Origin of the sequence: Lentilactobacillus dabitei (assembly GCF_019061365.1) — a bacterium.
Lineage (GTDB): Bacteria > Bacillota > Bacilli > Lactobacillales > Lactobacillaceae > Lentilactobacillus > Lentilactobacillus dabitei.
Map to the genome: position 1 here is coordinate 33062 of NZ_JAHPPD010000005.1, position 23074 is coordinate 56135.

The 23074-nt window shown below is 43.5% G+C and carries 17 protein-coding genes; 9 read left to right on the forward strand and 8 right to left on the reverse strand.

Annotated elements, in window-relative coordinates; all coding sequences use genetic code 11:
• The first annotated feature begins 104 nt into the window (after positions 1 to 104).
• The 5 genes from KTE19_RS01520 to KTE19_RS01540 all read left to right on the forward strand — a co-directional run bounded on the left by KTE19_RS01520 (position 105) and on the right by KTE19_RS01540 (position 6025).
• The gene (locus tag KTE19_RS01520) at positions 105 to 1325 is read left to right on the forward strand and encodes a helix-turn-helix transcriptional regulator (protein WP_217341451.1); all 1221 of its coding nucleotides are present in this window, start codon (positions 105 to 107) and stop codon (positions 1323 to 1325) included.
• 305 nt (positions 1326 to 1630) lie between these two features.
• Positions 1631 to 4042 carry a Xaa-Pro dipeptidyl-peptidase gene (locus KTE19_RS01525; RefSeq protein WP_217341452.1) on the forward strand — a complete coding sequence of 804 codons (2412 nt, stop codon included), beginning with the start codon at positions 1631 to 1633 and terminating at the stop codon, positions 4040 to 4042.
• Positions 4043 to 4104: 62 nt separating this feature from the next.
• A complete protein-coding gene (locus tag KTE19_RS01530) occupies positions 4105 to 5016 on the forward strand; it encodes a proline iminopeptidase-family hydrolase (protein ID WP_217341453.1) in 912 nt (303 codons plus the stop codon).
• A gap of 398 nt (positions 5017 to 5414) precedes the next feature.
• Entirely contained in the window at positions 5415 to 5606 is a 192-nt protein-coding gene (locus tag KTE19_RS01535) for a type II toxin-antitoxin system HicA family toxin (protein ID WP_217164126.1), read from the forward strand.
• Between the two features lie 29 nt (positions 5607 to 5635).
• Complete coding sequence (locus tag KTE19_RS01540) at positions 5636 to 6025, forward strand: type II toxin-antitoxin system HicB family antitoxin (protein WP_249778471.1); 390 nt, start codon at positions 5636 to 5638, stop codon at positions 6023 to 6025.
• A 243-nt stretch (positions 6026 to 6268) separates the two neighbouring features.
• On the opposite strand, the gene yjeM is transcribed toward KTE19_RS01540, so the two are convergent.
• The 3 genes from yjeM to abc-f form a co-directional block, all read right to left on the reverse strand.
• Positions 6269 to 7801 carry a glutamate/gamma-aminobutyrate family transporter YjeM gene (yjeM, locus tag KTE19_RS01545; RefSeq protein WP_217341454.1) on the reverse strand — a complete coding sequence of 511 codons (1533 nt, stop codon included), beginning with the start codon at positions 7799 to 7801 and terminating at the stop codon, positions 6269 to 6271.
• 342 nt (positions 7802 to 8143) lie between these two features.
• Complete coding sequence (hisD, locus tag KTE19_RS01550; RefSeq protein ID WP_217164120.1) at positions 8144 to 9427, reverse strand: histidinol dehydrogenase; 1284 nt, start codon at positions 9425 to 9427, stop codon at positions 8144 to 8146.
• 856 nt (positions 9428 to 10283) lie between these two features.
• Positions 10284 to 11822: a ribosomal protection-like ABC-F family protein gene (gene abc-f / locus KTE19_RS01555; protein ID WP_217164150.1), complete on the reverse strand. Its 1539-nt coding sequence runs from the start codon at positions 11820 to 11822 to the stop codon at positions 10284 to 10286.
• Between the two features lie 523 nt (positions 11823 to 12345).
• Here abc-f and KTE19_RS01560 point away from each other — a divergent pair.
• Genes KTE19_RS01560 through KTE19_RS01565 form a run of 3 tightly spaced genes read left to right on the forward strand, consistent with a single transcriptional unit; the run spans position 12346 to position 13393 of the window.
• The gene (locus tag KTE19_RS01560) at positions 12346 to 12699 is read left to right on the forward strand and encodes a VOC family protein (protein ID WP_217164597.1); all 354 of its coding nucleotides are present in this window, start codon (positions 12346 to 12348) and stop codon (positions 12697 to 12699) included.
• Complete coding sequence (locus KTE19_RS13890; protein WP_249778484.1) at positions 12700 to 12915, forward strand: hypothetical protein; 216 nt, start codon at positions 12700 to 12702, stop codon at positions 12913 to 12915.
• Positions 12869 to 13393 carry a CPBP family intramembrane glutamic endopeptidase gene (locus KTE19_RS01565; protein WP_249778485.1) on the forward strand — a complete coding sequence of 175 codons (525 nt, stop codon included), beginning with the start codon at positions 12869 to 12871 and terminating at the stop codon, positions 13391 to 13393. Before KTE19_RS13890 ends, KTE19_RS01565 begins: the two co-directional genes overlap by 47 nt.
• A gap of 186 nt (positions 13394 to 13579) precedes the next feature.
• On the opposite strand, the gene KTE19_RS01570 is transcribed toward KTE19_RS01565, so the two are convergent.
• The 3 genes from KTE19_RS01570 to KTE19_RS01580 all read right to left on the reverse strand — a co-directional run bounded on the left by KTE19_RS01570 (position 13580) and on the right by KTE19_RS01580 (position 17654).
• On the reverse strand, positions 13580 to 15799 hold the full coding sequence (locus KTE19_RS01570) for a DUF5776 domain-containing protein (protein ID WP_217341455.1): 2220 nt from the start codon (positions 15797 to 15799) through the stop codon (positions 13580 to 13582).
• A 241-nt stretch (positions 15800 to 16040) separates the two neighbouring features.
• Positions 16041 to 16388: a YxeA family protein gene (locus KTE19_RS01575; protein ID WP_217341456.1), complete on the reverse strand. Its 348-nt coding sequence runs from the start codon at positions 16386 to 16388 to the stop codon at positions 16041 to 16043.
• Between the two features lie 66 nt (positions 16389 to 16454).
• The gene (locus tag KTE19_RS01580) at positions 16455 to 17654 is read right to left on the reverse strand and encodes a DUF2075 domain-containing protein (RefSeq protein ID WP_217341457.1); all 1200 of its coding nucleotides are present in this window, start codon (positions 17652 to 17654) and stop codon (positions 16455 to 16457) included.
• 120 nt (positions 17655 to 17774) lie between these two features.
• On the opposite strand from KTE19_RS01580, the gene KTE19_RS01585 reads away from it, so the two are divergent.
• Complete coding sequence (locus KTE19_RS01585; protein WP_217341458.1) at positions 17775 to 19346, forward strand: amidohydrolase; 1572 nt, start codon at positions 17775 to 17777, stop codon at positions 19344 to 19346.
• Positions 19347 to 19560: 214 nt separating this feature from the next.
• Here KTE19_RS01585 and KTE19_RS01590 read toward each other — a convergent pair whose 3' ends face one another.
• Positions 19561 to 21567: a DUF5776 domain-containing protein gene (locus KTE19_RS01590; RefSeq protein ID WP_173667720.1), complete on the reverse strand. Its 2007-nt coding sequence runs from the start codon at positions 21565 to 21567 to the stop codon at positions 19561 to 19563.
• 126 nt (positions 21568 to 21693) lie between these two features.
• Positions 21694 to 22965, reverse strand: coding sequence for an oligosaccharide MFS transporter (locus KTE19_RS01595; protein ID WP_217341459.1), 1272 nt, complete (start codon positions 22963 to 22965; stop codon positions 21694 to 21696).
• Positions 22966 to 23074 lie beyond the last annotated feature (109 nt).

Genomic DNA, 23074 nt, shown 5'->3' on the forward strand with positions numbered 1-23074 from the left:
AAAGATTAACCGAATTAGCCAACATATTCTTCTACTATTTTTACATAAATTGATCTATAATGACTTTTATGGAACCGCTAACATTTTTTTAAGGAGTGACCCTTTTGCCTTCACCAGATTATCAACAATCAGCCAAGCTATTTCATTCGGCGACCCAACTTAATATCGCTATTTATAGTCATACCGGTGACCAACTATTAGACCTAACCGATAGTGACGCCATTCAAGCCTTTCATAGCCACACCGAATTTCACCAAATCGTGATCCAAGTGGCCGCTCAACCCGCTAATCGTTACCTGCATTTTGTAACAGCCACTAAGCTCGAATACCTGATTGTGGGTTTAATCAAGCAGCCTCAATCGGTGGGAATGGTCGTTGTCGGCCCCTTTATCACGAATACCTTCAACCGCGAGGCCGTCAATGACATCTTAATCGACAATTCATATACCGTCAGTGAACGGCGGCGTTTGGAACAATTGTACCAAGGGCTGCTAATTCTATCGTCGACGAGAATCGCAGATATTGGCGCGCTCTTGGTCAACTTATTTAATCACGCACTGATTCAGCCCAAACCAGTCAAGCTTATTGATAAACGGGTCCGCCCTCACCAACCGACCTTGATAGACGTCAGTGCTGAATCTCAGGTCCAAATTGAAAAGCGGTATCTGGAAGAACAGGAACTCATAGATGCAATTGCGGCGGGGAACAAACAGGGCGTTGAACAACAGCAACATTCGATTGCGCGGATTACCGAGCTGTTTTCCAACCGAATTCCCCACCAGCCGCTCCGCTCAACCAAGAATATTTCGTTTGTCTACAATACCCTTTGCCGAATTGCCGCTCACCGTGGCGGGGTTCAACCAGTTTACCTGAACGATATCTCCGAAAAGTATGCCCTACTGATCGAGCGGCAGAACACCGTTTCCGGATTGAAATCATTGACAGCTGCAATGGCACTGGAATATTGCGCACTCGTCGATTCAGTCTCAACCAATCAGTACAGCCCCATGATCAAACGAGCGGCAGACTACATTTTGCTCAACCTGGGCCATCATATTTCACTGGCACAAATTGCCACTGAAATCGGCACGAATCCTTCTTATCTGTCGCGAAAGTTCAAGGCAGAGGTTGGCTTGACCATCACCGATTATCTGAATGAAAAGCGTATTTCAGAAGCTAGGAAATATCTCGAACGACCCACGCCGTCCGTCACTGGCATCGCTTTGATGACCGGTTTTAACAACGTCACCTACTTCATAAAGGTGTTCAAACGGGTTGTTGGGCAAACGCCATTAGACTATCGGAATTCGGTTGGGCGAAGATAACTGTCATCGTTTGGTTATCCCCTTTATGAATATCTGTAAGAAGGTTAGCACCTTCTGAGATAAATTTTTGTGAAAATCAATGGCAATCATGGCTGGAAAAGTAATGTATAATGGCTTTAACAATTGTTTTGGGGTGCTGTTTTGGGCGGTATCCTGGATCTGCGTTTTTAGGACAGCTGCGCAAAGCAGGAGTCTGCACGTAAGCACCTCCAACAAAAATCCCTAAAAACCAGGGATTTCTGTTGAAGGAGACTTATATTCCAGTTCCTAATCGCTTTGCTACGCTCACTTTTGGAGGTATTCACATGAAAATCAATCAGTTTGCATATGTACCCACTAGTCATGACCAAATCATCAAGGAATTGGCCGACGTTCGTTTTTTAACATCCCGGACTTCCAAGATTTCTGATCCCGTCATGCTGTTCCGCCAATTTTTGCTCAAGTTTTACCTTGAAAAGCAAGGACTTTCCACCCGAGTTCAAAAAGTTGCTAATCTCATGGCTACCAGTGATCTGAATGCCTACGACTACACTGCCAATGAAGGTACCCTGACAAAAGATGCCTTCTATAATGTTGCCTTGCAGTTACTGGGCTTTGAGGTTGGCTTGGACTTCAGCCTGAACGATCCCTTTACTACAATGAAAAAATTGAAGCTACCGACTGCCAATGTCAGTGATCAGCTCAGCCGCGACGACGTAATAGATGCCTGGTACAAATTACTGAACACCCGCACCAAGTATGGTCAGACGTTAATCGACTATCTGGCCGGCCAGGGCTATTATCATCAATTTGCCGATGATGGCTTAAAACGGCCACTAATCTTTAATGGCAAATCGCAAGCCGTATTCGATACCAGCAAACTCATTCACGAAGTCGTTTACGTGGAGGCGCCACTCGATACCGACCACGATGGCAAACGCGACCTGCTAAAAGCCGAAATCATCCGCCCGGCAGAAACTGAAGCTGGTTTGAAAGTGCCAATTGTCTTCACCGAAAGCCCCTACGATCAAGGAACCAATGACAAGCAAGCCGACGATTTGACCCACAAAGTTAATCTACCGCTCGAACGCAAGAAACCAAACACCCTTACATACGATGACATCAAAGTGACCTATGACAATTCTAATCTCCCAGCACCGCGTGCCGCCAAGGAAACAACGAAAGTGGCCGAAGAAACCTTCGTTAAGACTTGGACCTACTCACTGAATGATTATTTCTTGGCACGCGGCTTTGCAGTTGTCTACTCTTCCGGTGTAGGCACCAAAGATTCCGACGGTGTACGAACAACCGGGACTCCCGATGAAACGATCAGTGCCACTTCAATTATTGAGTGGCTTCATGGTGATCGCCAAGCCTTTACCAACCACCACGATCAAGTTGCTATCACCGCCTGGTGGAGTAACGGCAACGTTGCAATGACGGGTCGCTCTTATCTTGCTACGCTTGCAACGGCTGCCGCAATGACCGGAGTTAGTGGTCTCAAAACCGCCGTCGTTGAAGCCGGCATTTCCAACTATTACGATTATTATCGTGAAAACGGCTTAGTGGTTGCCCCCGGTGGTTTCCAAGGAGAAGATACCGATGTTCTTGGTGAATTTACGTTTAGTCGGGAACAAACGGCCGCTGATTATCTTAAGATCAAGGATACTTGGCTGGCTCAGTTAAAAAAGTTAACTAGCGGTCAGGATCGAAAAACCGGCAGCTATAATTCCTTCTGGGACAACCGAAATTTACTAAAGAACGTCAATGTCAAGGCGGATATGTTGCTGGTTCACGGACTGAATGACTGGAATGTTAAATTATCACACGTTTATCATCTCCGGAACCGATTAAAGAAGGAAGCAATCACTCAAAAATTAGTCCTCCATCAGGGGCAACACGAGTATTTAAACAATTTCCGGTCAATTGATTTCACCGATATCGTTAACTTATGGCTTACCAACAAATTACTCGATGTCGATAACCAAGCCAACGACATCGTTCCAGACGTGCTGGTGCAGGATAATGCCGAACCAGAAACCTGGACGCCATATCAAGATTGGGGCGGAGATGCCAAAGTTGAGAAAATTTCATTGGCTGATAAACGTTTCACCGATCTCAATGAGAACACCAGCTTCACAGACAGACTAGACGATGACCTGTTCAAACACTATATTTCAGACACCAAGAAGTGGCAGCGGGCCCTCTTCACCAAAGAACACTCCAAGATGGACAAACATTGCATCAAGCTGGTTTCCGAACCTTTGAGCGAAGATCTGATTGTCGATGGTCAAGCCACGATTTCGCTGCGTGGATCAACCAGTGCCAACGTTGGGCTATTAAGCGTTACCTTGGTAGATTATGGCAAGGCCAAGCGCTTAAAGCCAGTGCCCCAAGTTTTGGCCGCTCAACAAATTCTCACTGGCTACCATTGGCGCAAGGATGATTTGAAAGAATTTCTGCCAGAAAAAAAGGCCACCGCTTACAAGAAATTTACGGACGCTCATATGAACATGCAAAATCGAACTAATAATTATCGATCAGATGAGCTGCTGCCAAAGCAACTTTATACATTTGAGATGGCCTTCCAACCAACCTTCTGGCGCTTGCTGGCCGGCCACCAACTTGGACTGATCATTTATGCAACCGACATGAATTACACCATTCGTGGCAATCAAGATATTACTTACACAATTGATTTAGCGGCTTCAAACATTGAGCTACCCTACTTACGGTAGTTGAAACGGTTTCTTTCAAGCAGTATTATGATTACAAATACGAATTAAGGATTGGTGATTACATGCGAACAGGAACAAAGATCATTACCCTGGATAACGGTTATCATTTATGGACCAACACGCAAGGCACTGGCGACATTCATTTGCTGGCACTGCATGGTGGCCCTGGCGGTGAACATGAATATTGGGAAGATGCTGCCAAACAATTGGCTAAGCAAGGCCTTAACGTCCAAGTAACCATGTACGATCAATTGGGTTCATGGTATTCAGACAGCCCTGACTTTAGCGATCCCCAAGTGCGTAAGGATATTTTGAACTACGATTACTTTTTGGATGAAGTTGACGAAGTTCGTGACAAATTAGGCTTGGATGATTTCTATTTGATTGGTCAATCATGGGGCGGCTTATTAGTTCAAGAATATGCAGCTAAATATGGCAAACACTTGAAGGGAGCCATTGTTTCCTCAATGGTCGACCGGATCGATGATTACACCGAAAACTTGGAAAAGGTTCGAGAAACTGCCTTGACCCCTGACCAAGTGGCCTACATGAAGAAGTGCGAAGCCGCCAACGATTATGACAATGACAAGTATCAGTCATACGTTGATATTTTGAATAAGGGCTACATTGATCGGAAACAACCTTCTAAGTTGTCGCATTTGATTGATGTCACCAACACCGATATCTATGGTGCTTTCCAAGGTGATAACGAGTTTGTTATCACCGGGAAATTGGCAGAATGGAACTTCACCGACCACTTGAAGGATATCAAGGTCCCAACGCTGGTCACATTTGGTGAACATGAAACCATGCCAGTGGCAACTGGAAAACGAATGGCAGAAATGATTCCAAATGCTAAGTTCGTATCAACCCCAGAAGGTGGCCACCACCACATGATTGACAACCCAGATGTCTATTACGACCATCTGGCAACGTTTATCCGCGAGGTTGAGGCGGGAACGTTTAACAAGTAAGCGTGCGGAGAAAAACGCTTTGACGCGTCTATATAAAGCCTTTCAACTTCAATCCCGGTTTTGGGGATTTGAGTTGGAAGGTTTTATATAGTTAAGCGTCAGTTTTTTGGAGCACTACTAATCTATGTAATGGAGAAAGCAGGCGTCAGGGCTGTCGGAGTGCATTTACTCAATATAACGGAGAAATTCCCGAAAGTAGAACTGGTTTTAGTTCAGGAGCTCTTATGTATCTAACACCGGTTTTTCAGAGCACTACTCACCATTTACAAATAGAATACCAACCAACATAAAATCTTCTCGTAGTATTTACGTATTTGTATTTATATAAAGTAAGTGTCCCCATTTCGCTTGCTTTCATACGTATCGATACGTATAATACAGATAGTTGGAGGAGAAGAATGAAAGTTACAGTTAAACAGGTTCTTGAGATGTTGTCTGCTCAAGGATTTGTTGAAGATAGAATAAAAGGCGATCATCATCGTTTTGTTGATCAATATGGACATAAGGTAACAGTCCCGTACTCACGCTTGAAGCAAGAAGTCAGCCTTTCCACGTACCACTACATCAAACGTCAGGCAGGTATTAAGTAATTATGAAAATCATTACAGGAGGTTTCTCCATGAAAAAACGAATTGTTGCTTACCCAGCAGAACTCATCCCTGATAAAGGAACGTATACAGTCATCTTTCCCGATGTCCCCGGCGCAATTTCTCAAGGAAATGGCATTGCTGAGGCCATTTCAAACGGTAGTGAAGCCTTAGGATTGATATTATACGACGAAAAAGAGTTACCAAAGCCCAGCGATCTCGAATCCATTAAACCAGATGAACCTGGAACAATTATTAATTGGATTGCGACTGACTTAGATGAAATTAAACGAACCGTTCGTGAACCAACGGTCAAAAAGAACACCACCATCCCTGGTGACCTCGCTCGAATGGCCGAACAGAAAAACATTAATTTTAGTGCGTTACTTACAGACGCACTGAAAGCAAAACTGAATCAGTGATGTAAAGAAGGAGCACCTGACTTGATGAAGACAGCCAGATGCTCCTTTTGCATTCAAAATACCTGATCATTTCTCACTCATTAAGTATTTTTGATAAATACTTCTGGATCCCTTACCCTAGCCATCTCAATATCGATATGTTCGAGAAATTGTAGCGATTTTTGTTGGCTTAAATCGAACCTTTAGTAAAACAAAAGCGAAGCCCCTCGACTCCTCTTTTCGCACTTTTTGAATTTATCAAACTCACTTCGTCAACCCTTCTGGCACATCCGGGTTCTGCGACAACAGTTGACTTCTTCGCTCGTACAATCTGAACAAGACATAACCGACCATTCCGAAGAAGAACGGTCCGATCAATTCAAGCGTCAAATCCCAATACTGCCCTTCAGAAATTGCGGAAATGGCCGTTGAGAACACACCGATCATCAACAGGAGATCCACCACAACGGTCACCGTCATGTAGACCCATTTGCGTTTGTAAATCACAAACGGTTTTTCCAATGACAGATTGGCCTTGAAGAATGGAAATGCGGTAACCAAGAATAGATATGGTAACGTCGATGATAAGTTATCCATCAGCGTCAAAACATTATAGAAATCAACGGCGGATTTGCCACCAAATGAGGTCATCGCGATCAAGGCACTGACCACGCCGGCCTGCATCCACATTGCGTTAGCAGGCATCCCGTATGCATTTAACTTTGGTAATGCCTTTGGCCACAACTGCTTTGGCGTTCCTAAAATGAATGACTTAATCGGCATATAAACGATCACGAAGAATGATCCCAGATAACTGATCAGCATGGTGAACGATCCAAACCGGGAGAACCAGAAACTCAGGGTTTGCGATCCAGCGGTACCAAGCGAGAACTGCTGACCTAAACTATAGCCCAAGTTGCTCATTAAAACATAAGTCGTATTTCCTAAATTAACTCCTGAGCCATCGAACACTTTTGACCAATTGGCGGAAGCGCCCCACAGAAAGATAAATAGTGCATAAATCATGGTGATTAAAAACGCACCCAATGCCATGGCCAATGGGAAGTTCCGTTTGGCATTTTTCATCTTATCGGACACACCGCCCATGGCTTCAATCCCGGCGTAGGCATAAATTGCAAATACCAGGAACGACACGATTGAGCTCAATGATTGGTAACTTGATCTTGGTGACTTTAACAAACTAGTTGGCAAGTTCATCGGTTCTGCGAGTTGAAACCCGTTCATGCTCAACAATATCAGACTGGCGATACAGAAGAAGATTGTCAAGACAACGGCGGCAATTCCACCAACGGCTGCTAATTTAGCGACTTTGGTGAGCCCCTTAGTGGCGACAAAGGTCACGATGCAGAAAAACGCGATGCTCAAGATGCCGATTGTTTCGGTGGAATCCAGCCCGCCGAAGCGCCACTGGCCAGTTTGATCTGAGCCACTAATCGTGGTAGACAGCATGATCCAAATTTTAGAAACGGTCGACACAATCAAGATGATCCATGAGGCAATCCAAACGAAGCCACCAACAAACGCCCATTTAGTCCCCAGCGAATTGGATAACCAGGAGAACACGCCACCGGCTTCGTTCCGCAAAGATGCCCCGTATTCTGAAAACATCAGTGATGAGGGCACGAAGAACAACAATGCAGCCAAGACATACCAGATAATGCCGGCGTAACCCATTGTGTAATAAGCGATCGACGTATTATCAAAGGCAAAGGTTGAGGTAAAGATCATCAACATGACGCTCATCAAAGTTAATTTATTTGTTGCAATTTTCTTCATAAGCAATGCTCCTTGTTTCGGTTATCATTTGTTGTGTGGAATGGATTGTTTTTGTGATTAGGACGGCTCCGTAAAGCAGAAGTCTGCATGTAAGCACCACCGAGAAAAATTCCAGAATTGGGAATTCCTCTCACTAGAGGCTTACACTCCGACTTCTAACCGCTTTAGTTCGCTCACTTTCTTAAGACAGCTCCTCCAGGCAACAACCTGGATCCGCTCACTTTTCTTAGGACAGCTCCTCAAAGCAGAAAGCTACATGTAAGGACCTCGGAGAAAAATTTCAAAACCGGAAATTTCTCTCCGAGGACACTTACACTCCGCTTTCTAACCGCTTTGATCCGCTCACTTTTCTTCAAAACGACTTTCAATCGCTCTAGCGTGGGCTTCCAAGCCCTCAACCCTTGCCAGCGTTGTAATAGCATCCTTTTCCTTTGCCAAGGCTTCTCTTGTATAGGAAACAAACTGTGTCCGTTTCACGAAATCTTGGACACCCAATGGTGAGAAGAATCGTGCCGTACCACCCGTTGGCAAAATGTGGTTAGGACCGGCAAGATAGTCACCAAGTGGTTCTGAAGCTGAGAAGCCTAGGAAGACTGATCCGGCGTTCTTAATTTGATTTAGATATTCGATGGCATCTGGGAGTTGAACTTCCAAATGTTCTGGCGCAACAGCGTTCATCAGGGTGAAGGCATCATCAATATCATCAACGACTGCGATAAAGCCTTCATTATCCATGGCAGCCTGGGCAATTTCTTGGCGAGGCAATAACGCAACTTGGCGCGCCAATTCTTTGTTGACGGCGTCGGCTAACTGCCGATCATCCGTAATCAACATTGGCCGAGCCAACTTATCATGTTCAGCTTGTGACAGCAGGTCTGCCGCTACTTGGCTGGGTACTGACTGGGAACTGGCAATCACGCCAATTTCAGATGGACCAGCGATCATATCGATATCGACTTGACCGAAGACCTTCTTTTTCGCAGTTGCCACAAAGACATTGCCAGGACCGGTAATTTTATCAACCCGGGGAACTGTTTCGGTACCATAGGCCAATGCAGCAATCGCTTGAGCGCCACCAACCGTATAAATTTCATCAACGCCGGCAATCTTGGCAGCGGCTAAAACGGCTTTGCTCAAACCATCCTTTTGAGGTGGCGTCACCATCACAATCCGGCCAACTCCAGCAATTTTGGCGGGAATCACGTTCATCAGAATGGATGAAGGATAAGCAGCCGTCCCACCGGGAACGTACAAGCCAACGGCAGCCAGCGGTTGAATCTTTTCCCCACGAATGACGCCTTTCTTCTTGGCGTCAATAAAGCTTTCTTCAACCTCCATTTGTTGGAATGAAGTGATGTTAGCCTTAGCCAGCTTCAACGCATCAATCACCTTTTGATCAGTTTGGGCATAGGCATCATCAATTTCTTGTTGACTGACGCGCAGGTTTTTGAGGTCAATACCGTCAAATTTCTTCTCGTAATCCTTCAGCGCTTGATCACCATTTTCAATGACGTTGGCAATAATATCGTCAACTGCTTTTTCAACCTCAGCTCGGTTGGCTACCTTGTTAGTTCGAATCGCTACCTGTTTCAATAAGTTGTCTAATGAATCTTCAATAATTTGCATGTGTGCCACTCTCCATTTCTGTAAATATGCTGGTTATAATTAGAATTTAATTAGGACAGCTCCTTGCAACTGATGTTAACATCTAAGGAACTTCAGACTAAAACCCAAGCCCGGGCTTTCAGCCTAAAGCACCTTAGATACCGCATCACCCGTTGCAATCCGCTCACTCAATAAAAAAATCCCCAGACATTACGTATAGTAATATCTGAGGACGATCTGTCGCGGTTCCACCTCATCTTTGTCGCCACCTCACGATGAAACGACCTTACGCTGCTCATAACTAGTCGTCCATTAAAATGGAGAACAGTCACAGTAGCCGTGGTAACGCTGACTAGCGGAGTAACCTACTTAATTCAATCACTCAGTTCATAGATGTGTTTTCATCATTCACCACAACCCCTTCTCATCAAATAGTGAGCGGAGCAAAGCGGTTAGAAGCTGGCGCCTAAGTTGTCTTGACCGGAAATCCTGGTTTTGGATTTTTGGTCGAGACGGCTTAGGTGCAAGCTTCTGCTTTGCACAGCTGTCCTAACATAGTGAGCGGAGCCAGGCGGTTAGAAACCGGAAGATAAGTCTCCTCAAGCGGAAATTCCCGGACTTGGAATTTTTGATTGAGGTGCTTATGTGTAGGTTTCTGCCTGGCACAGCTGTCCTAACAGGGCTCTCTTTATGTGAAATGAACAATTACTTTTCTAATCATAACTTCATATTTATTATTATTTTTTAATTTGTTGATGCTGCAAGGATACCACCTCGAAATAATATGTCAAGCCACTTTTTGAGGCTTGAATCATCATTTGCACGTAAAAAAGCCCAGCATCCCAAGAATGCCAAGCTTTGAAATCAAAATTTACTTTTAAGGTTCTTCTCTAATCACTGGTTGTTCCTTTAAACTCAGCTTCTCAACGTTAAGCACCTTATCAACCAAGCCATCATAAAAACTATCCTCATGACTCACGATGATTAAGTTACCCGGAAAACGATCCAATGCGCGCTTCAAGGCTTCCTTAGTCTCTTCATCCAAATGGTTGGTTGGCTCATCCATAATGAGGAAGTTAGACGGTGTAAATTCCATCATCGCCAATTTAACCTTGGTCTGTTCACCACCAGAAAGTTGGCCGATTGGCTTCATTGCATTAGCGGAATCGAGGCCACACTTCGCAAGCTTGGTCCGAATTGTTTTTTGATTGAGTTTGGTGAACTTGTTTGAAATAATTTGCATCGGCGTCATCCGGTTATTGTCCCAGGAAAGCTCCTGGCTGAAGTAGCCAATCTTTGATGATGGTGAAAATTTCGCCGTTCCACCTTTTGCGGTTAATTGGCCGAGAATCGTCTTAATCAAGGTTGACTTACCAACCCCGTTAAACCCAGCAAAGCCGAACTTTTCACCCATTGAAATTGTGAAAGTCACCGGCTTCAAAAGCGGCTTATTATACCCAACGGAAAGGTGATCAACCGTCAAAGCTTCGTGAGAGCCGGTTTCCTCATAAGGAAAGTTGAAACTTGCCTTAATGTTCGTTGAAGGCGGATCAATTTTATCCATATGCGCTAGCTTTTTCTCACGTGATTTCGCCATCGTTGCCTTAGAGCCAGCCTTGTTTTTCCGAATAAAGCGTTCAGCCTTATCAATTTCAACCTGTTGCTTATCGTACTCCCGCTGTTGAAATTCTTCTCTCTCTGCTCGCTGCCGCATGGCCTGTTTGAAGCTCCCGCGGTACTTCGTGATCTTTCCGAAAGCAACGTTAATGATACAATTGGTAATTTTCTCTAAGAAATCATAATCATGAGAAACCACCAGGGCTGATCCGGAAAAACCGTTTAGATAGTCAATCAACCAATCAATTTGAGCTGTATCCAAATAGTTAGTGGGCTCATCGAGCAAAATAACATCTGGATCAGCTAACAACATTTTGGCCAAAATGATCTTAGAACGCTGACCACCAGACATCTTACCAACCAAGTGATCCCGGCCAATGTTATCAAGCCCCAAGCCAGTAATTGTTTGATCAATTCTGGTATCAATTTCATAAAAATTACTGGAGTCTAATTCATCTTGCAGCTGACCGGCACGTTCCATTAACTTATCGTTGCCGTTGTCAGCGTAATCAGCGTATAATTTATTTAATTGCTCACTCTTTTTATAGAGATCAGCGAATGCGGTCCGCAAGAATTGAGTAAGTGTTAAATCACCTTCAACGTCAGCGTACTGATCCAAATACCCAATCTTGATATTTTTCTGCCACTTAATATTTCCAGATAGTGGTAATTCGCTTCCCGTGATGATCTTAATGAGCGTTGACTTACCGACCCCATTTTGGCCGACAACTCCCATGTGTTCACCCTTTTCAAGCGTGAATTCAGCGTCTTTGTACAGATCTTTTTCCGCAAAACTCATTGAAAGGTCCGAAACAGATAGTAATGGCAAAAGATTCACTCCTTTTTAATAGTGTGCGTAACAAAGCGATTAGGAATCGGAACATAAGTCTCCTTGGCCGGAAATTCCCGGTTTTGGAATTTTTGGCCAAGGTGCTTATGTGGAAGTTTCTGCTTTGCGGAGCACCATTCGACTAGGTAGTTTAGACCAAACCAGTGCGTCAGTAAAACCAAGCGCCATCAAAACGCATCGTTAACGTAATCGAAGTGATTCGGATACCACTGCAACTGTCAGCACACTATTCAACTAAAATACCTAAGAATACATACAAATTATTACGTTACTCTTAATTAAAGTCATGGTCAAGTCATGCAACCGCTCGTGAATACAAGTAATGGTATATAATATATTCATTGGTTTGGGACAGATTCTAATCACTTTGTTCCGATCACTTATTTTTTAAGGATGTTAAAAAATCAAGAAAGTAGGTGCGAGGCAATTCCTCTCCCGATTAAAATCGGCGGTTTTTTTGCCTCAATTTTAAATGAATATTAGAGAAATTGAATATATCACAATTCCAGTATCAAACTTAGAGGTTAGTCTACGATTTTATCATGAGGTATTTGACATGCAGATCGTTGATTTGCCCAATGGGGATAAGGGTGCTGATCTGCGAAAGATGTTCTTAGACTTTCGACAAGTCGACAATGTTAGCAACCCCATTTCGTTTGGCTTAATCGCCAAGGATTCCATGGAAGCTATCAAGGCGCACTTAATCAATTATTTTGTCGATATCGTCGACGAACCATCTACCAAAACTGAAGTGAGGAGAAAAGTTAACTCAATCACCATTTTAGACCCAGATAAGAATCGGATTGAGGTTAACGAATTTAAATAGATGAAACTGACGCAATTGATTCATTACAGCACCACTAAGTCCCTGCAAATTATCAAGTGGATTGGCTTTTTGTTTATCTATTTACTTGCCTCAGGCAGCCTTGATATTGCTAGTAGCTATACCGCCCTCGTTCAGTTACGAAAGGTGCTGGGTATCTCGTTACTATTAATTGCTAATTGCGGTAATCCTTGGCTTTATCGGCTGGCGGTACGGTAAACAGCTCACAATCGCTAATCCACGGCATTTTGGTCGATCAAAGGCAACTTTTAGTCACATTAGTCAACTGATCATCATTTTTGCGGTTATTCTTATCGTTCAGTCCGTTTGGGGCTGGCTGGTTGTCCATCATGTTCTAGATTTACCAACAAACCAAAAAGTCATTAATGAAACGGTTACCCATTTACCACTTTGGAATAATTTGTTTGCAATTTTTCTGGCACCTATCTTTGAGGAACTTATTTGCCGGGGGATTTTTATGAATTACTTTTTTAACAAGGATAACCGACTTAATAATATTTTAGCTATCCTTGCTAGCGGCATGGTATTCGGCTTTCTCCACGACATGAGCTTCGACGTTAATTGGCTTTTGTACTCGGCCTTAGGATGTTTGTTGGCATACACCTACATCCATTTCAGAGATATCAGGTACAGTATCGCACTGCATGTCATGAATAATTTGTTATCAATACTATAAGACTAAAACATTGACGTTTATCCCAGCGTTTAGCGGCGAAGGGCCATCATTCCTGATCATTCGGAATGGTGGCCCTTCGCCGTTAAATAACACGGATTTATCATTTTCCCCAATTTTTTAATAGGCTTTTGGTTGTGATTCCAAGTGAAGAATAACGACCATCTCAGCCCACCGACTACCTATAAATTACTTGTAGTAGGCTCTAACCAATTTAGGATTAGTGGAAATGAAACCACCTTTGACTTCGAATCGTTTAGTTCCGCCCTGCTTAATTGAATCTTGATGGCTAAACGTGAATCGTTTAACAGCAATCTTGTCACCCTTAGCAAAGTGACCGTTTTTCTTAGTGAAATCAGCGTCACGATAGCGATTGAGCCCTTGTTTTAGAACCACTTGCTTCGGTTGCTTATGTCGCCCCATTTTAACCAACTTTCGATTTCCAGTGACGTAATGACCGTTGGTTAATTGATAACGGGTCGTGAGATTATGAGTGACAAATTTCTTAACCCGCAATACCGTTCCCTGTTTAAAGTTTCGGACTTTATTGGTCAAATTCTTATTGGTATATTCATTGACCCCCTTGGGATTAATCGCAGTTAACGTCTTATGACTGCTGTGGTAATAAACTGGGCGAACATAGGCAAACTGCGTCGTAATATAGCCCTGCCAGCCATCGGTCTTGCTTTGATGATTGACATCCCGAACATGATAGCGCAGTCTGCCGTCTTTGGAATGGGCGTAACCATCAACGACGAACATCGGCCGAAATACCCGTGGCTTCTGGACATAGCCAGCTTTTCGCTCAGATGATTTAAAGGTTGGATTCTGGTATAAATAGATTTTCTTCAGTGAATAAACCGCCTCATGAATTTTAGCGACGTTCTCCGGTGCAGCAACTTGGGTTTGCCTTTCCGACGTTGGCTCTGTCATCACAGGTTGGTCTGGAACACTTGGCGTCTTCGGCTTATCTGGTGTAGTAGGCGGATCTATCGACTCATTCTTCGGGGCAACGGGTACATCTGGTGCCGTGTTTTTTGTATAAACTAATTTCACCGTTTGCGCCTGTCCCGTTAGCTCGCCGGTCTGGATTGGATCATACGCCTTAAACGTATAGCCAGGTATTTCCAATTGATAGTCGGTCTTCGATAGATCAAATGAATCACCCAATTTACCAGTAATCGTCTGAACTCCATGAATCGCGGTCCCCTTCTCATCCTCGTATTTAACGGTAACTGGCTGCACCTGAACCTTATCGATGACGTAAGGCAAATGATAACTCATCACGGCAGTCGAATAGCCTGCCCGCTCCGGTTCAGCGCGATATTTCACCATCATATAGTATGTGTGTTCATTAGCAAGCAAGGTCCCGTTAATATGGGCAGCCTCTCTTGACGGGGCAACGACCCCACCATTTCCTGATTCGGGAACGAGACCACCTTGTTGGGCAAGTGATATTCCTTCACCTGGTGACACCTGTTCTGCCAAATCAGCAAAGTGAACATCATCCCCATCTAGCGTCATATTTTGAGTGGCGGGCTTAAAAACTTGAATGAAATCTGTCTCATCTTCTTCGCCAGCATAACCACCCAAGTCATTATAGTTAGAACTCTTTACCATATGAATATTTTGGGACGTGTATGGTTCCCAATGATTGGTCGGATCGGCAACGTGCTTTGGCAACGCATCTTTGAATGGTGCTTTCCACGTGTAGGCATTTTCGGTTAGATGCTGAACCGGAAAAACAACGTGTTGGCCGAGATACTGGAATTCATCATAATTATCCCGATCCAAAACATTCAAATTCTTAATCGAATTTGAAATCAATATCAGTTTCTTAACCGACCGCATTCCAGCAATCGGCGAGATGTCCTCAATTCGATTACCTTCCAAGTTGAGATTAGCCAATTGAGTTAGGCCACTTAGCGGCGTCACGTCTTTAACGTCATCAAAGTAATACCGACCATAGTCAAGATCATGCGCCAAATCCAATTCAGTTAAATTAGTGGCATTTTCTAAACCCTTAAGAGAATAATTTCCAGGATTAACGCTAGCTGGCCCAATTGTCCCATTACCACCATCAATTGGTTCATAATCAGCTCGTTGATACTCGGGAATTGTCCGCCAATTAATACTGGTTAACTTACTAAGCGCTATCTTAAATGACCCAGCATCAAATTGGCTGAGATCAGAATCACTTTTCACAATATTTTGTCGCTTCATTTCATACAATACTAACTTTTGTAATTGCTGATTCGGCATGACATCATTGATTGACTCTTCATTGGCGACGGTTGCCGCTTGAACATTTGGCATCGGCTGATCGCCTATCCCAGTATTCTGCATACTAAATAAAATCACTGACCCCAGTAGCAAAGTCGTCGTTAATAATAATTTGTGAACCTTCATAACTATCACCTCAAAGAATATCCCTTCTATTTCGATTACATCATACAAGAAAGAATACGCTGGTGTATATTATTTTGACTGCAAAGTTATGTCATCAATAACAAATAAGTTAATTACATAGACAGATTATGATCATTTTTAATAGATCACCCCAATAACCCATTACCGATTCAAAATCGCCTATCAAGTCAAAAAAGCTGGCCCTACGTTCAGGCCAGCCATTGAGTGATTAAATAAGTCATTATTCTAAATGTTGTAATGCTTTCTTGGGAATTTCATTTCTCTGAACCTGTTCGTAAGTTGCCACCTTTTGGGCTCTTGACCAGCCCACCTTAATGTAGCGGCCCTTCACGAATCGGTGACCACCAACGGAACCGACTTCCATTCGTTTATGTTGGCCATCCTTATTCCAGCCATCGATCAGATAATAATACGTGGTTGGATTGCCATCTGGTTGTTTTTCATATCGTTCAATACCGCCAACTTGCCCATAATACCAAGTCTTTCCGTAAGCATGATGATACCAGGTACCACCTGCAGCCGCCAGCACAACAATCACGAGTAACGTTATCATCGTTCCCTTTTTCATGACTTAGCCCCCTGTTATTTGGTTAGTTACTTATGTAAGTAACTATATCTCGTAGTCGATAATAAGTCAATGATTTAGCCGATCTTGGTTGATCATTCGTTCGAGATAAGCCTCTAACTTCGGATCATGAGCGTGCAGATACATACCTTTGATTCCGCGGCGCAACAACACATTTAGCGAGTTACGCAATAGGGTTTCTTTACTTTGCTCGAAAACTTGGTTATCCATATCCGGCCGCCGCTTAAATATTTCAACGTCAGTTACCTTACTGGGATCGACTCCTAATCGATTATCCGCAGTCAAATAAAACGGCGGTCCAATAATAATCCCAATATAATTGAGGTCAAATCCCTGCACGGTATAAATACTACCAACTTCATTGATCGTCTGGGGTTGTTCAGCCCACGGCGTGCTGGTGAAATTGTACTGATCCCACGGTAAGTGAAAGTTACCCTCATTGACCAAATGCTTGCCACCATCCAGTGTCGATGGGTAGCCACTGGTCGACGTCATTCGGGCAAGCCCAGAACGGTTATTCTTTTTGATGATTAGTTGAAACATCTGCTGAGCATCGGCAAACGCCCTAAAGTCATAATCCCCAACATCCGCGGGAACTGAGCGGATGACATCGCCATCAATAAAATGATCCAGCCAGTCCATTAATCGGGGGCTAGCCTGCATTCGGAACTGCTGCTTTAGATGAACAATCTGGTGGGGATGCGGCGCAACTAAATTTAATAACCGTTCCTTATTCCAAAAACTCTTGGTGCGCAGAACCTGGTGGGGATCAAACACGACAATGGTTACGTTACTAAGCGCCATAATATCTTCAAGTTGGTTATTGCCATAATAGTTGTTGTAGTGATCCGGTTTGCTTAACAACAAGTGAGCCTCGTCGATAACCGTTAAATTGACCCGTTTACCAAGTTTGTGCAACTTATTAATGAAACTAGTCGGTCGCTGATAATATTTTTTTAGCATATGGGGTGTCTGACCAGCCAACTCCCGGTATACTTTGAGTAATTCAGGATGATTCACTAAAAAATATGCGTCAGTAATGTTTTGAGCCAAATTAGTAAATAGTTGATTAAGAATGAGACTTTTGCCAGTCCCAGCATCCCCCATCAGGACAAACACAGCGTGATCATCCTTCTCTAGGTGGTCGCGAGTAAAAGCTTCAATGGTATGGAGAACCTGATCCTGTTTTTGCGTCAGCTGAACGTTTCTTGAAAACGCGTTTAGGGTATGGGATTCTAGTGATTGCATCGTCAACCTCCATTTCAAAAAGTCGTACTTTCATCATAACGCTTTGCCACCATGACTAAAAGTTGCTTCTACGCTCGCCATCAGCTACTATTTAATCAAAAGTTCAAAGGAGCCACGTTTATGCCAACATTTATCAACGCCAATATCTTTCTAGGACTGGATACCTCAAGCTTTGCGACAGCCATGACGGTCACTAATGGTCAAATTACGTGGATTGGCAATACCAACACGGTTAGTGATCCAACCGCCATCGATTTACGCGGGCAAACAGTTCTCCCTGGCTTAATCGACGTCCATACACATCCCAAATACATTGCCGATGCCCTTCACGGCGTGGCTTGTACCCCACCCAATGTTAATAGTATTGCGGAAATGAAAACGGCTTTGCGGCAGTCACCCCAATTCGGCAAGGGCGAAAAAGTTTGGATTGAAGGCTGGGGCTTTGACGAAACTAAATTAGCCGAGCACCGCACACCAACGATTAACGATTTGGATGACGTCTCAACGACCCAGCCGATTTTCATTTATCGCTCGGATTGTCACTCCTCAGTTGGCAATTCCAAAGCACTTGAATTAGCTGGTATTAGTCGAGACACGTCTGATCCGAAAGGTGGCTTTATTGGTCATTTTGCAGATGGTCGGCCAAACGGTTACATGAAAGAAGTCGCTGCCAGCCAATTATTAATCCGTGCCAAGTCTGTCCAAAGCTTTGCTGGTGACGTTGAAAACATGGTCGCCAGTTCCGATCATTATTTGGCCAATGGGATCGTCGCTATCGGTGAAATGATGGGCCGAAAGAAGCCAACTGATTCGCTCGAACTCTATCAAGCCGCCGTTGAAGCCGGCTTTAAACCTAAAACCGCCATCTACTACGTTTACGATGAAGTCGCCGAAGACAAAGCCTTACAGCCGACTAGCGAAGAGCAGCTGCGGATTGCCGGCATCAAAGTTTTCATGGACGGCAGTATTTCTGGTGAAACGGCGGATAATCAAGTTCCTTATCTAAATGGTCAAACTGGAGTCGCCATCACAAACGCTGCTAAACTTCACCAGGCGGTTGATTACGCCCGCCAGCATCATCTTCAAGTCGCAGTTCACGCTATGGGGGACGCGGCCATTCAACTTGTCTTGGATGTCACCCGCGAATTAACGCCCTGGTTGGCAGACCGGCCATCCATTCGAATTGAACATGCTTCCATTTTAAGTGACCAAATGCTTCACCAAATTAATGAGGCCACCATGACCTATGCATTGGTCACCCAGCCGATTTTCTTTTTTGCTGAAGACGAATCCTATCGCCAGTATTTATCACCCGCGCAATTTAAGTTGATTTATCGAGACAGATCAATGTTAGCATCTAAAGCAGCTTTCGCGCTAAGCTCGGACGCGCCATGTACTCCGTGGGCCGAGCCTGACAGTCCATTTGTTAACATTTACGCGGCAGTCACCAGGAAAGCCGCTAACGGCGACCTGGTGAACCCAGCTGAGTCGATTAGCGTCCCGGAAGCAGTCTTAGCTTACACAAACTGGCCGGCAAAGATTGGCGGCTTTAAACACAATGGTACCCTCCAGCCGGGGATGGCAGCTGATTTTATTATTTTGGATAGAAATATCTTTTCGATTCCTGCAGAAGAACTCAAAGACGTCAGGGTCAAGGAGACGTGGCTAAATGGCCGGAAAGTTTTTGGGTAAGGATTATTTTTGAATATAGGACAGCTGCGCAGAGCAGGGATCTGCGCGTAAGCACCACCACCAAAAATCCCAGAATCATGGATTTCTGGTGGCGGAGACTTACACTCCGATCCCTAATCGCTTTGCTCCGCTCACTCTTGATGGTCACAAAAGGCCGACATGCAAAATCGCATGTCGGCCTCTCTAGTTAAGTCAATTAAGTTTCTTCACTTAACTATGGTTGAGCAATAATTAATTTCTTATTAGCTGTTAAATAGTGACCGTTAGTCAAAACAAATTTGCTTAATGATCCTTGTTTAACAAGTTTCTTCACTTTAACAATTGTTCCTTTTTTAAGGTGAGTCGAACGATTAGCTTTACTAAAGGTTGGTTTGGTATACTCATATGTTCCAGCTTTTGCCAAAACAGTTACTTTCTTAGGCGCTGTTTGATAGTAAAGGTTAGCAACATACTTACTGTTAGCTGTGATATAACCTGCAGCTGTCTTGTATCTTAAAGCGCCATTCTTAGAATAGGCTTTACCAGTTACTATAAACGTTTTGGCATTTGTCCGTGAATGTTTGGCGTATGATTTAACGACATGTTTGAAGTCAACACCTTTGTACACACGAATTCCTGTCTTGGCGTATACTTTGAACTGTTTAAACTTTTTAGTCGCAGCAGGTTGAGACGTTGTGGTTGGTTGCGTCGTACTTGGTTTAATCGTTGTTGCTTGGCTACTTGAACTTGGTGTGGTGATTGTTCCTGTCGTACCCGTATTCGTTGAGTTGTTATTATCGGGTGTTGGTGCAGCTTGACCAGTAATGCTGACTTTGAAGTTAGCACTAAATGACGCATCATCCTTCTTCGTTGCAGTGACGGTCACATCTTTTTGGCCAACAAAGTTTGAATTGACTTTTAACTGATAGCTACCATCTGCCTGCTTTTCAACCGTAACATCTTGGGCATCGTCAGTTGTGATATCAAAGTCAGCCGCACTGCTGTCAGATAATTTGACGGTGAAATTAGCCGTTTTGCCCGCAGCTAATGACGTTGGCTGGTTTGCAAATTGAACAGTTGCTCGATGATATTGAGCAGGGAGATCGTAAACCATGGAAGTAAGAATATTGTCTTCTGTCGAATCAGGCGCTTTTAATCTACCACCACTAACTAGCAAAACTTGATTATTTGGCAAAGCTGTCAATGATCGAGAGTATGCGTCATCCATAGGCATCTTAACATCTTCCCAGGTACCAGTACCATTATTTTTATTTACAAATAAGTCACCTTGCCCAGCCGTATTAGCAACAAGTGTCCCATCTGGTAACACTGTAATATATGGTGAACCACCGTAAGCCAATCTTGTACCCTCACTAGATGAATCCCAATTAAGACCGTCATCGGATATTTTAAAGTTGGTCCGCCATTCCCCAGAGTTAACGACCTCATACGTCATAATGTATTTTCCATTTGGCATTTGAGCCACTGTAACCATACCAGGGCGCGCAGCAGAATTATTGAAATCAACATCATCAACAACACTTCCCCAGTTCACACCATCGTTTGACACTTGATGAACCAATTTCTGAGCGTAATGAGTTTGATCCCGTTCGTCAGAGTAATAACATACCAATTTATGATCAATTACTTTCACAAATGGTTCCCAAATAGGGCCGGGGGTACTCCCCATAACTGCTTTGCCGCCATTTGCAACCGTACTTAAATACGACCAACTACGGCCATGATCGGTACTCTTATATAAAACAATCGAAGAACTTGAGAGATCGCCAGGAATGGCATTACCCGCGCAAATCAGGGTTCCTTCATCCATATTGCCAACCTTTTCAGGTAATTCGTATAGGAAGGGTTGATAGCGATTTCCAACTCCCTTGTTAAGATCTTTAACCTCACCTACCACTTTCCATGTGCCACCGTGATCAGTACTCTCCGAAATAACAAACGAGGGTGTACCAGTGACATAGTGTTCAGATGTTGCATACAATCGACCATTATATGCAGGATCACTTTGATGTTCAGTCACCATTCCCCGACCGTACAAGAAATCTGGGGATTTAGTTCCTGGTAATTGATCTTTAGTTGCTACCGTGATAACCGAATTATCACTACTTGCACCACCATCCGTTGCATAGGCCGGTTGGCTAACTACTCCGCTCAAACCAATGACGCCAAGGCCAACGGTTCCAATGATAACTTTGGTCAATTTCTTAACTAATGAATACATCTAATTCCTCCTCAATGACTATCAAGCGCTTACATTTTCCTCACAATAAAAGGGACTACGATCCCATTACGTGACCGTATCCCCCCCTATTTAATTGTTATTGAACTGAAATAAGTTCTAAATTACTTATGACTTAGCATTACCCTGCTCGTCAACTTCACCAGCTTGTAGCTTATTTTCCTTCTTAAGAACAAAGGCTGCAAAGAGTGTTACAACAGCAACGATTGCACCAAGAATTAAGTATGTGTGGTGGAAACCAATGGCGTCATACATATTACCAGCAACAGCTGAGAAGATGAAGACTGATATTTGTTTAGCAAAGTTTGACGCTAACGCATAAACGGTGGCGTAAACTCGAACATCGAAGGCGCCGGCAATGTATTTCATAATTGAAACCAGTACCAAAGGCATTTCGAATCCGGCTAACAGACGTAGGAAGATAACCCAAATCAAACTTGGTGATAATGCTGATCCGATGATCCGAATTGCCAGGATAACACCATAAGCAATCAAACCATTTCGTGAACCAATCCGGTTAATAATCCATGGCATTGGGAACATCAGTAAGAATTCCAAGCCAATTTGAGCAGTTGTCATATAACTGTATGCCTGCGTTCCGGCAGCAGCTGAATTGAAGAATGACTTGAAGAAGATGATAAATTGTTGATCAAAAACATCATAAATAGCTGAAGTACCAATGTAGAAAATTGAGAGATACCAGAAGTTCTTTAATTTGAAGATTTTACCAATCATGCTTAAGTCGAGTGAATTAGAAGTATCACCAGCGGCAGAAGCGTTGTCCATATCAACTTTATCACTAAATAAAAGTAATCCAGTCAAAATGGTGGCTGAGATTGTACATGCCCAAAAGATTGAATTTGGATGCCACAAGAAGATTTGACCACCAACAAATGAAGCAACCATTCCGGCTAATGATCCACCCATTCGTGAGTGACCATATTCAAAACCGTTAGCTAAGCTGGCCCGTTGAACATATTGTTCAATAACTGAAACCCCACCATTAAAGATGAAGCAAAGATAGATTCCAGTTACAATGGCAACTAACATTGAATTAATGTGCATCAATGGCATAAATCCCCACTGGAAGTACGGCCCAATTAGCATTGCGGCAATTGCAATTGTAAATAACAGGTTCTTCTTGAATAAGAGCTTATCTGAAATAACACCGAATGCTGGTTGGAATAAAAGTGATAATCCGGCCATAGCTGAAAACACAACTCCAGCTTCGGCACCATTCATATGCCCGACTTGTTCCATCCAAAGAGTTAAATAACCAAAGATAATTTGCCACATGAAGAAGTAAGTAAAGTGGGTAAACGGGAATCCCCAGAAATGCTTACTCTCCTTTTTTTGTGGTGTTTTTGCACTGTTTTCCATTACGAGTGCCTCCTATTAAATTTTTTAATCTTGAATTGTCAAATTAAGTGCAACACTACATTAAAGAATATTTCATAAGGCGTTTTCCATCCGAGACATTTACGGGGAC

Bases quoted from the DNA above. Each gene is read 5' to 3' on its own strand.
- KTE19_RS13890 (WP_249778484.1), top strand. From the start codon at position 12,700: ATGAAACTGACGCAATTGATTCATTACAGCACCACTAAGTCCCTGCAA.
- abc-f (WP_217164150.1), bottom strand. From the start codon at position 11,822: ATGAGTTTTGCGGAAAAAGATCTGTACAAAGACGCTGAATTCACGCTT.
- hisD (WP_217164120.1), bottom strand. From the start codon at position 9,427: ATGCAAATTATTGAAGATTCATTAGACAACTTATTGAAACAGGTAGCG.
- KTE19_RS01540 (WP_249778471.1), top strand. From the start codon at position 5,636: ATGAAAAAACGAATTGTTGCTTACCCAGCAGAACTCATCCCTGATAAA.
- KTE19_RS01530 (WP_217341453.1), top strand. From the start codon at position 4,105: ATGCGAACAGGAACAAAGATCATTACCCTGGATAACGGTTATCATTTA.
- yjeM (WP_217341454.1), bottom strand. From the start codon at position 7,801: ATGAAGAAAATTGCAACAAATAAATTAACTTTGATGAGCGTCATGTTG.
- KTE19_RS01595 (WP_217341459.1), bottom strand. From the start codon at position 22,965: ATGGAAAACAGTGCAAAAACACCACAAAAAAAGGAGAGTAAGCATTTC.
- KTE19_RS01535 (WP_217164126.1), top strand. From the start codon at position 5,415: ATGAAAGTTACAGTTAAACAGGTTCTTGAGATGTTGTCTGCTCAAGGA.
- KTE19_RS01560 (WP_217164597.1), top strand. From the start codon at position 12,346: ATGAATATTAGAGAAATTGAATATATCACAATTCCAGTATCAAACTTA.
- KTE19_RS01590 (WP_173667720.1), bottom strand. From the start codon at position 21,567: ATGTATTCATTAGTTAAGAAATTGACCAAAGTTATCATTGGAACCGTT.
- KTE19_RS01585 (WP_217341458.1), top strand. From the start codon at position 17,775: ATGCCAACATTTATCAACGCCAATATCTTTCTAGGACTGGATACCTCA.
- KTE19_RS01575 (WP_217341456.1), bottom strand. From the start codon at position 16,388: ATGAAAAAGGGAACGATGATAACGTTACTCGTGATTGTTGTGCTGGCG.
- KTE19_RS01580 (WP_217341457.1), bottom strand. From the start codon at position 17,654: ATGCAATCACTAGAATCCCATACCCTAAACGCGTTTTCAAGAAACGTT.
- KTE19_RS01525 (WP_217341452.1), top strand. From the start codon at position 1,631: ATGAAAATCAATCAGTTTGCATATGTACCCACTAGTCATGACCAAATC.
- KTE19_RS01570 (WP_217341455.1), bottom strand. From the start codon at position 15,799: ATGAAGGTTCACAAATTATTATTAACGACGACTTTGCTACTGGGGTCA.